The sequence below is a fragment of the Okeania sp. SIO2F5 genome (genome assembly GCF_010692685.1).
Classification (GTDB): domain Bacteria; phylum Cyanobacteriota; class Cyanobacteriia; order Cyanobacteriales; family Microcoleaceae; genus Okeania; species Okeania hirsuta.
Genome location: NZ_JAAHGU010000086.1, coordinates 21,847 through 31,198 on the forward strand (window position 1 = coordinate 21,847; position 9,352 = coordinate 31,198).

Below are 9,352 nucleotides of genomic sequence, written 5' to 3' on the forward strand. Positions count from 1 at the left end.
ATATCTGGCCTACTCCCCTACTCCCCTACTCCCTCTACCATTAAGATGCACCACTACCAAATAGTATTAGCTATCTCTGCTTGACCACAAACACAGAGCAATTTGCTTCAGCAACAACCTGACTACTAATAGACCCCTGCAAAATCCGATTGATACCTTTTAATCCCCGACTACCAATTACAATTAAATCTGCATTATAAATATTAGATAAACGAACAATTTCTTCAGTTGGATCGCCGATCACAACCTCTACTTCAGTAGTACAAGGAAGTTTTTCTCGGTAAACTTGGAGTTGCTTTTCAAATTCCCCGACAGAAATATTTTTCCCTTCAGGTTGAGGTTGATCCGCTTCCCGATCCAAATCTGATTTTTCTGTAGCAACCACATGAGATAAAATCACTCTCGTTTTTGATGTTAAGTGAAATTCTGTCAATGCTTGAATTACCAAATCTAGATCTGAGTGTGAATTGCTAAGAGCTACAATAATTGTTTTGAAGGCCATAGACAAGAGTATTAGTAGAGATAAGAAATAGGTAGTCCTGTATAGTAATGGTAAATGAAGTCTCAAATGTTTAGTATGCCGTTACCAAAATAATTATAATGCCCACCAGTATGAATAAATAGATAATTAAGGTTTCTACAAAGAAACCCAGTTAAAGTTTGAATAAATTTAGTAACAACTAATCTGTTCTATAAAAACTTAAACAAAATCTTACAAAGAGACATTTTGACTTTAACTGACCATATCTCTCCGGTACATCACTAGGCAGAATGCTACCATAATCAGCCCCATCTAGGTTAAACAGACTTTCTACCGTAGAAGCTAATAGCCAACTTGTGGGACATGAAGACTTACTTTTAAATCCCCATCTTTGAAAGTATTACAAACTTTATAGCTGTCGAAGGAAAGGGCGCAGACAGGTCAAAAGCTTAAAACTTAGACAACGCAATATTTTTCCTTCTTCCTTCTTCCTGCTTCCTTTTTCCTTGTGCTATACAATTGAAAGTTTTCTATATTATTAGTGGTATGTTCTCCCGCGATCTTAAAGATTCTAACGGGAGTCCTCTTGCATTACTTATAAATTTTTACCATCATTTTCCTGATTAATTGTTTCTTTTTTCACCCATTCTTGTTGCTCTTGCTCCTGAGTTTTTGTCCTAACTCTTACCGAGTTAGCATGAGAGGGCAACCCCTCAGCCGTGGCCAATATATCAATAGTGGTAGCCACCTTATGCAAAGCAGCAGAAGAATATTGAACCAAACTAGAATGCTTCATAAATGTTTCTACTCCCAATGCTGAAGCATAACGAGCAGCACCAGAAGTCGGCAAAGTATGATTTGGCCCTGCCAAATAATCTCCCACAGCTTCTGGAGTAGAATAACCAAGGAAAATAGCACCAGCATGACGAATATTTTCCACTAAAGCCCAAGGATCTGCAACTTCCAACTCCAAGTGTTCTGGAGCAAATAGATTAGAAAGTTCAGCAGCAGCTTTGAGAGACTCAACAACAACAACTAAACCGTAATGGGCGATCGCCTTTTCTGTCATTGTGCGACGTGGATGATCCTGAAGTTGTCGCTCTACCTCTGTTACCACCTGACGTGCTATTGCTGAATCTGTAGTTAACAAGATAGCTGAAGCCAATGAATCATGTTCTGCTTGAGCCAACATATCTGCGGCTAAATGAACTGGGTTAGCTTCAGAATCAGCAATAATCATCACCTCTGAAGGTCCGGCCAGAGAATCAATACCCACCGTACCATAGACAATCTTCTTTGCCAAAGTTACATAGATATTACCCGGCCCAGAGATGACATCCACTTTTGGTATAGTTTTTGTACCATAAGCTAGAGCTGCTATTGCTTGTGCTCCTCCAATCCGATAAATTTCTTGAATGCCTGCCTCCTGGGCAGCTACAAGTACAGCGGGATGAATTTTGTTATCTTGACCAGGTGGTGTTACCATCACAATCTTCGGGACTTTGGCCACTTGAGCTGGTATAGCATTCATCAGAACTGTACTCGGATAAGCAGCTTTACCGCCAGGAACATATAAACCAGCTCGATCTACTGGTGTGTAGCGTTTGCCCAAAACCACCTCATCATCACCGAACTGAACCCAAGATTTAGGAACTCGCTGTCGGTGAAAAGCTTCTATCTGTTTAGCAGCAAAACGAATAGAATTTAATAAGTCCTTATTTACTTGTTGATAGGCCGCATCTAATTCTGAACCAGTTACTTTTAACTCTTCTGGAGTCAAGGTAATATGGTCAAACTCAGAAGTATAGTGTAATAGAGCCTCATCACCTTTTTCTTTAACGGAGCGCAAGATTTCTCGCACCGTTGTTTCTTTATGAATAGCCGTATCATCATGGGTACGTTCTGTGATACGTTTTAATTCAGCTTGTGCCTCAAGCCAGTTAGTAATTATTCGCAGCATGGAGATTAGGAATGCCAACTAATAAAGTTCGTTAGTAGAGGGTACTTTCAGAACTCAGAGAGTTGGAGCAACATTAAAACTATGCAGAATGCTCAACACTTGACAATCAAGAAAGAAAAATTCTTATTGGTCGCCAATTGTCTCTTAGCTTCACCCTGATTTAATTTAGGGATAAAAGTAAAACCATTCTCGTAAGTTTCCGAATCACCCATTACTCTTTGTTATAGCGTGAAGTAACAACACTGGCATATTTAATACTGTACTCAGTTTTCTGCATCATCTGTCAATATCTCCAAAAGCTTAACTTTAGCAGAAGGAATAAGGAAGAAGTGAAGAAGAAAGAAGGAAGAAGAAAGAAGGAAAAATCTGGCGTTATCTGAGTTTTAAGCTTTCGATCTGTCCCCGTCCTTTGCCTCGACTCCTATACCAAACCTTCAATTGCAATATTTTTCAACAAGTATTAGTATTTTCTGATAATTAATGCTATATTTATATATCTGGTACTTTATATTTTTATATATTTTGGCTGCTGGGCTAGCAGTGTAAGTCTGTGGAGTGACCGTAAGGCCGGAAAGAGGTAAAAGCCTTGGAGGTAGGTGCTATGAAGCAGAAACCTAAGTCGTGAGTCTTAGGAATTCCGCAGTGTCTCTTAAGGGAACCGTCGGAATGAGATGAATTTCTACAATGTCTGGATCTTAAAGAAAAGTTAAATTATGGCCAATATTAAGTCTGCTATCAAGCGAATCCAGATTGCTGAACGCAATCGTTTACGCAACAAAAGCTACAAATCAGCAGTGAGAACCCTGATGAAAAAATACTTCACTGCTGTAGAAAACTACGCTGCTAATCCCACAGAGGAATTAAAGCAAGAAGTTAATCTGCGAATGTCAAAAGCTTACAGTAAAATTGATAAAGCTGTAAAATGTGGTGTTTTACACAAAAATAATGGTTCTCGCAAAAAGTCCAGGTTAGTTAGATATTATAAAAGGCATCTAAAGATCGACAGTAAACAGCAAGAGTCTTCAGAAACTAATGATTCTGTAGCTTCTTAAAAAAGATTGGATTACTTAGTCTTATTGCGGAGCTAGGTGCGTAGTTTTTCGCTCTGCAAAAAGGGCGGCGGGGCATCCCGTCCTTAGAGCTTCATGGAGTCCGATGCAATGGCAGGACTGCGAAGTGAGAAGCCCACACTATACCGAATGGTTAGTGTGGGAGTATGTCACAAGTCGGTATAGTTGCTAGAATTAGTAAGAACTTAAATTAATTACCCGACTTCATTTTTTCTTCAATAGCTGTCTTGAGTAAAAAAAGTTTAAAATAGTTAAAGCGATCCATTAACAATTTTGTATATTTTTGTGGCCAATATACCTATATCAACTGACAATATAGCACTACAAACTGACTAAGAGAATATTTATAATGTCAAGCCTCCTGATTGCAGAAGGTACTGATAAATGATAACTGGAAGACCTGGAGAGCCACAAATGCAGCTAATTGATACTCACGTTCATATTAACTTTGACGTATTCAATTCTGACCTGGAAGACATACGCCAACGTTGGCAAAAAGCAGGAGTTGTCCACCTGGTTCACTCTTGTGTTGAACCACAGGAATTCAATGCTATTAAATCAATAGCAGATCGTTTTCCAGAACTGTCTTATGCAGTTGGCCTACACCCTTTAGATGCTCATAAGTGGACATCTACGACGGCTACTCAAATTGAAGAGTTAGCTGCATCCGATCCTCAGGTAGTGGCCATCGGTGAAACAGGGTTAGATTTTTACAAAGCAGATAATAAAGAACAACAAGAATTTGTTTTTAGACAACAGTTAACCATCGCCAAAAAACTCAACAAACCGTTAATTATCCATTGTCGTGACGCTGCTCACTCAATGGCCGAGATTATTGATGATTTCCAAAAAAATCAAGGACTTGTCAAAGGAGTAATGCATTGTTGGGGAGGTAATCCAGAAGAAACTAAGATATTTATAGACTTAGGATTTTATATTAGCTTTAGTGGAACTGTCACCTTTAAAAAGGCTACCCAAATTCAAGAATCAGCTAAAATAGTAGATGATGATCGACTGTTAGTAGAAACGGATTGTCCATTCCTAGCACCAGTTCCAAAGCGGGGCAAACGAAACGAACCTGCTTATGTTAAATACGTTGCTGAAAAAGTAGCTGAACTTAGAGGTGTGACGCTAGAAAGTTTAGCATTACAAACTAGCGAAAATGCTTGTAGGCTATTTGGATTATCTATTGACACCAAAAATACCTAAAGGCTATTATATTTAGATTTCATCATTAAAAGTCAAACAAGTAAATTAATAGTTCGCTCTTTAATGGCCTAACATAATGCTGAGAGTAAGTTTGAGATTGACTACTCCCCGGATTCAACTCACGGGGATTCTAAGTAGATACTAAGCAACAGGATAAATCCTTGTTGCTTCGTCTATTCTTAGCTGACCAAAGATATATTCTTTGGGGACAAGTCAAAGTGCCCCTACACAGTCTGCTTAGGCCAATGCCTAACATTCTGCTTACTTTTTATTGCTCAAACTAGCACAGGACAACTAAAGTTGTCTAGTCTCAACGACAGAAATAGCGTATATTGAGTTGGGAGACGGCCGGAATCAAAAAACTTATTAGAGTATAATTGTCTGGCAACTGCACCAAATAATTATGATATCTTCAATAAAATTATCGTTTAACTTGCTTTTCTTGAAAAATTAATATGTATTTTTTATTAGATTACTAATTACGAAAAACTAACTTTTTGTATTAGGCTTTATGCTTTAAATGTACAACTATACTTATACTACTTAGGCGAAACTTCATCATCCTAACCAAATTATAAAAATGATATTATCTACAGCTTTTTTGTTTGATTCAAAAATAGTAGTTAGTGAGTAAAATTAACAGAAAAAAATTAAAATAACACTCAATAAAAATCATGAAATTTACTTATAAAAAAAATAACTTGGCACAGAAGCTTTGCTTTACTCATGTATATAAACTGTCAAAATATTACACTAACTAATTTACAAGTGTATTACATATTCAAGTTTGAAATAAAATTTGTGGGAAATAAAATAACCCATAAAAAACTATAAATCAACAACCAGGATACTCAAGAATGATTCATCAAAAATTAAATATCAACACCCAAAGCAACCTACCAATTTTCAATATGCCCGATCTGATTGAAATTCAGAGGGCAAGCTTTCGATGGTTTCTAGAGTATGGCCTAATAGAAGAACTAGAAAGCTATTCTCCTATTACAGATTATACAGGAAAACTAGAACTTCACTTTATTGCCAAAAACTACAAACTAAAGCAACCAAAATACGTTGTAGAAGAAGCCAAACGTAGAGACAGCACCTACGCAGTGCAAATGTATGTTCCCACCCGCTTAATCAACAAAGAAACTGGAGAAATTAAAGAACAAGAAGTATTTATTGGCGATCTCCCCCTCATGACAGACAGAGGCACATTTATCATCAATGGAGCTGAAAGGGTAATCGTTAATCAGATAGTTCGTTCCCCAGGAGTTTATTACAAATCTGAGACAGATAAAAGTGGACGACGCACATATAATGCCAGTTTAATTCCTAACCGAGGTGCATGGCTGAAGTTTGAAACAGATAAGAATGACTTAGTTTGGGTCAGAATAGATAAAACCCGCAAACTTTCAGCTCAAGTATTACTAAAAGCTTTAGGATTAGGGGACAGTGAAATTTTTGACTCTTTGAGACATCCTGATTATTTCCAAAAAACAATCGAAAAAGAAGGACAATTTGGAGAAGAAGAGGCACTATTAGAACTGTATCGGAAATTACGCCCTGGAGAACCACCAACTATTGCGGGTGGGGAACAACTACTCCACAGTCGATTCTTTGACCAAAAAAGGTATGACTTAGGAAAAGTAGGAAGATATAAGCTCAATAAAAAGCTCAGGTTAAACTTACCAGACACAGTACGAGTATTAACCAAAGAAGACATATTAGCCGTAGTTGACTATCTAATTAATTTAGAATATGACATTGGTCAAACAGATGATATTGACCATTTAGGAAACCGACGGGTGAGAAGTGTAGGAGAACTCCTACAAAACCAAGTAAGAGTAGGTTTAAACCGTTTAGAGCGAATTATCCGAGAGCGGATGACCGTATCTGAGGCGGACTCATTAACACCAGCATCACTGGTTAACCCGAAACCATTGGTAGCAGCTATCAAAGAATTCTTCGGCTCCTCTCAGTTGTCCCAATTTATGGACCAAACAAACCCATTGGCAGAGCTGACTCACAAACGACGAATATCAGCTTTAGGACCAGGAGGACTAACTAGAGAAAGAGCTGGATTTGCTGTACGAGATATCCATCCTTCCCATTATGGGCGAATTTGTCCGATTGAGACACCAGAAGGTCCAAATGCTGGCTTAATTGGTTCCTTAGCAAATCATGCTAAAGTCAATAGCTACGGATTCATCGAAACACCATATTATCCTGTAGAAAATGGTCGAGTGCTGCGCGAGGGCAAGCCAATATACATGACAGCAGACGCAGAAGATGATTCCCGGGTAGCACCAGGGGACATTATGACCGATGCAGAAGGTAATATTTTAGGGGAAGTTGTACCAGTACGTTATCGACAAGACTTTACTACTACCAGTCCCCAACAAGTAGACTATGTAGCAGTCTCTCCGGTGCAAGTAGTTTCAGTTGCTACATCATTAATTCCATTTTTGGAACATGATGATGCTAACCGGGCATTGATGGGTTCCAATATGCAACGACAAGCAGTTCCATTGTTGCGTCCAGAAAGACCCCTAGTTGGAACAGGTTTAGAAGCTCAAGCTGCTAGGGACTCTGGTATGGTAGTTATTACCCGCACAGATGGAGAAGTTAGCTTTATAGACTCAACTAAAATATCTGTGGTCGATCCACAAGGTAATGAAATAGATTACCCATTGTGTAAATATCAAAGGTCTAACCAAGATACTTGCTTAAATCAAAGACCTTTGGTGTATGAGGGAGACCAAGTAGTAGCTGGTCAAGTATTAGCTGATGGTTCCTCCACTGAAGGTGCTGAGTTGGCTTTAGGGCAGAATATTTTGGTGGCTTATATGCCTTGGGAAGGTTATAACTACGAAGATGCAATTTTGATTAGCCAACGTTTAGTATATGACGATGTTTATACATCTATTCACATTGAAAAATTTGAGATTGAGGCCCGACAGACAAAATTAGGACCTGAAGAAATTACCAGGGAAATTCCTAATGTAGGGGAAGATGGTCTGCGGAACTTAGATGAACAAGGAATAATTCGAGTTGGTGCTTGGGTAGAATCTGGAGATATTCTTGTAGGTAAAGTGACACCCAAGGGAGAGTCTGACCAACCACCTGAAGAAAAGTTGTTGCGGGCAATTTTTGGAGAAAAAGCACGGGATGTACGGGATAATTCTCTCCGAGTACCGAATGGTGAAAAAGGTCGCATTGTTGATGTGCGAGTATTTACGAGGGAAAAAGGAGATGAATTGCCTCCTGGAGCAAATATGGTGGTCAGGGTTTATGTGGCTCAAAAGCGGAAGATTCAGGTAGGAGATAAAGTAGCAGGACGACATGGAAATAAGGGTATTGTTTCACGGATTTTACCTATTGAAGATATGCCTTATTTGCCCGATGGTACTCCATTAGATGTAGTGTTAAATCCTTTGGGTGTACCTTCGAGGATGAATGTGGGGCAGATTTTTGAGTGCTTGCTAGGATGGGCAGGTGAGGTTTTGAATGTGCGATTTAAGTGTGTACCTTTTGATGAGATGCACGGTCGTGAAAAATCAAGGGAAACGGTACATCGAATGTTGGAATTGGCCAGGGAACGTTCTGGTAAAGATTGGGTATTTAATGAAAATTATGCCGGGAAAATTCCTGTTTATGATGGACGCACTGGAGAAAAGTTTGACCGTCCAGTGACTGTGGGAATTGCTTATATGTTGAAACTGGTTCACTTAGTTGATGATAAGATTCATGCTCGTTCCACAGGGCCTTATTCTCTGGTGACTCAGCAGCCTTTGGGTGGTAAGGCACAACAAGGTGGCCAGCGTTTTGGAGAAATGGAAGTATGGGCATTAGAAGCTTTTGGTGCTGCTTATACTTTGCAAGAATTATTGACTGTGAAATCCGATGATATGCAGGGTCGGAATGAGGCGTTGAATGCAATTGTTAAAGGAAAAGCAATTCCACGACCTGGTACTCCTGAATCTTTCAAGGTATTAATGCGAGAGTTACAGTCTCTATGTTTAGATATTGCAGCTCACAAGGTAGAAACTATGGATGATGGTACGACTCAGGATGTGGAAGTTGATTTGATGGCAGATATACCAGGAAAGCGAGCGCCTTCTCGTCCAGTATATGAGTCATTGTCTCAAGAGGAAAACCCGCAGTAAGTAAATTAGGTAGTAGGTTTTAGGTGGTAGGTGGTGGGTTAATTAGATGATATTTCTTCTCATAACCTGACACCTACTGCAATTTACGGCATTACTGAGGGGCAGGGTGAATATAAGTGGGGTGGACATCCTGCCTGGGGTGAAAATATAAGGAACGGGCAAGATGCCCCCAAACACAAAACTATTAAAATCATCCCGCATTTATGCAACGCCCAATTTACTAACTAACTTGTAAAAATTATACTGCCAAAAATGGGGTAAATACAGAAAGCGAAAACTTCTCTAAAGTTAATCAAACTTCCTCATAACTATAGCTATAAAACTAAAGTGAGTAAGTTTTTCAGTTGTCTATCCATTGAGTCGTTATTACCTACAATTAAGGTATGAAGCTAGTTGAACGTCATGTTATCACCAAATCACATTATTTGTGGTCAGCTTGTGACCAGAAGGCTTTTTTGTCAAAAAA

General features: G+C 38.9%; 5 protein-coding genes. 3 read left to right on the top strand and 2 right to left on the bottom strand.

The features are described 5' to 3' along the window. Window positions 1-70: 70 nt before the first annotated feature. The gene (locus F6K27_RS22185; protein WP_287278351.1) at window positions 71-502 is read right to left on the bottom strand and encodes a universal stress protein; all 432 of its coding nucleotides are present in this window, start codon (window positions 500-502) and stop codon (window positions 71-73) included. Between the two features lie 574 nt (window positions 503-1,076). Further along, window positions 1,077-2,441 (bottom strand): histidinol dehydrogenase, encoded by a 1,365-nt coding sequence (gene hisD / locus F6K27_RS22190; protein WP_287278365.1) that lies wholly within the window; start codon window positions 2,439-2,441, stop codon window positions 1,077-1,079. Window positions 2,442-3,154: 713 nt separating this feature from the next. Between hisD and rpsT the strand changes: the two genes are divergently transcribed. The 3 genes from rpsT (at window position 3,155) to rpoB (ending at window position 8,886) form a co-directional block, all read left to right on the top strand. Further along, on the top strand, window positions 3,155-3,493 hold the full coding sequence (gene rpsT, locus F6K27_RS22195; RefSeq protein WP_124142695.1) for a 30S ribosomal protein S20: 339 nt from the start codon (window positions 3,155-3,157) through the stop codon (window positions 3,491-3,493). Window positions 3,494-3,925: 432 nt separating this feature from the next. Continuing rightward, complete coding sequence (locus tag F6K27_RS22200; RefSeq protein WP_287278364.1) at window positions 3,926-4,720, top strand: TatD family hydrolase; 795 nt, start codon at window positions 3,926-3,928, stop codon at window positions 4,718-4,720. An 857-nt stretch (window positions 4,721-5,577) separates the two neighbouring features. Further along, entirely contained in the window at window positions 5,578-8,886 is a 3,309-nt protein-coding gene (gene rpoB / locus F6K27_RS22205) for a DNA-directed RNA polymerase subunit beta (RefSeq protein ID WP_287278349.1), read from the top strand. The last annotated feature ends 466 nt before the right edge of the window (window positions 8,887-9,352 follow it).

What these genes read in the sequence shown, in the direction of transcription:
- hisD (WP_287278365.1), bottom strand. Translation starts at nt 2,441, where the DNA reads ATGCTGCGAATAATTACTAACTGGCTTGAGGCACAAGCTGAATTAAAA.
- F6K27_RS22185 (WP_287278351.1), bottom strand. Translation starts at nt 502, where the DNA reads ATGGCCTTCAAAACAATTATTGTAGCTCTTAGCAATTCACACTCAGAT.
- rpsT (WP_124142695.1), top strand. Translation starts at nt 3,155, where the DNA reads ATGGCCAATATTAAGTCTGCTATCAAGCGAATCCAGATTGCTGAACGC.
- F6K27_RS22200 (WP_287278364.1), top strand. Translation starts at nt 3,926, where the DNA reads ATGCAGCTAATTGATACTCACGTTCATATTAACTTTGACGTATTCAAT.
- rpoB (WP_287278349.1), top strand. Translation starts at nt 5,578, where the DNA reads ATGATTCATCAAAAATTAAATATCAACACCCAAAGCAACCTACCAATT.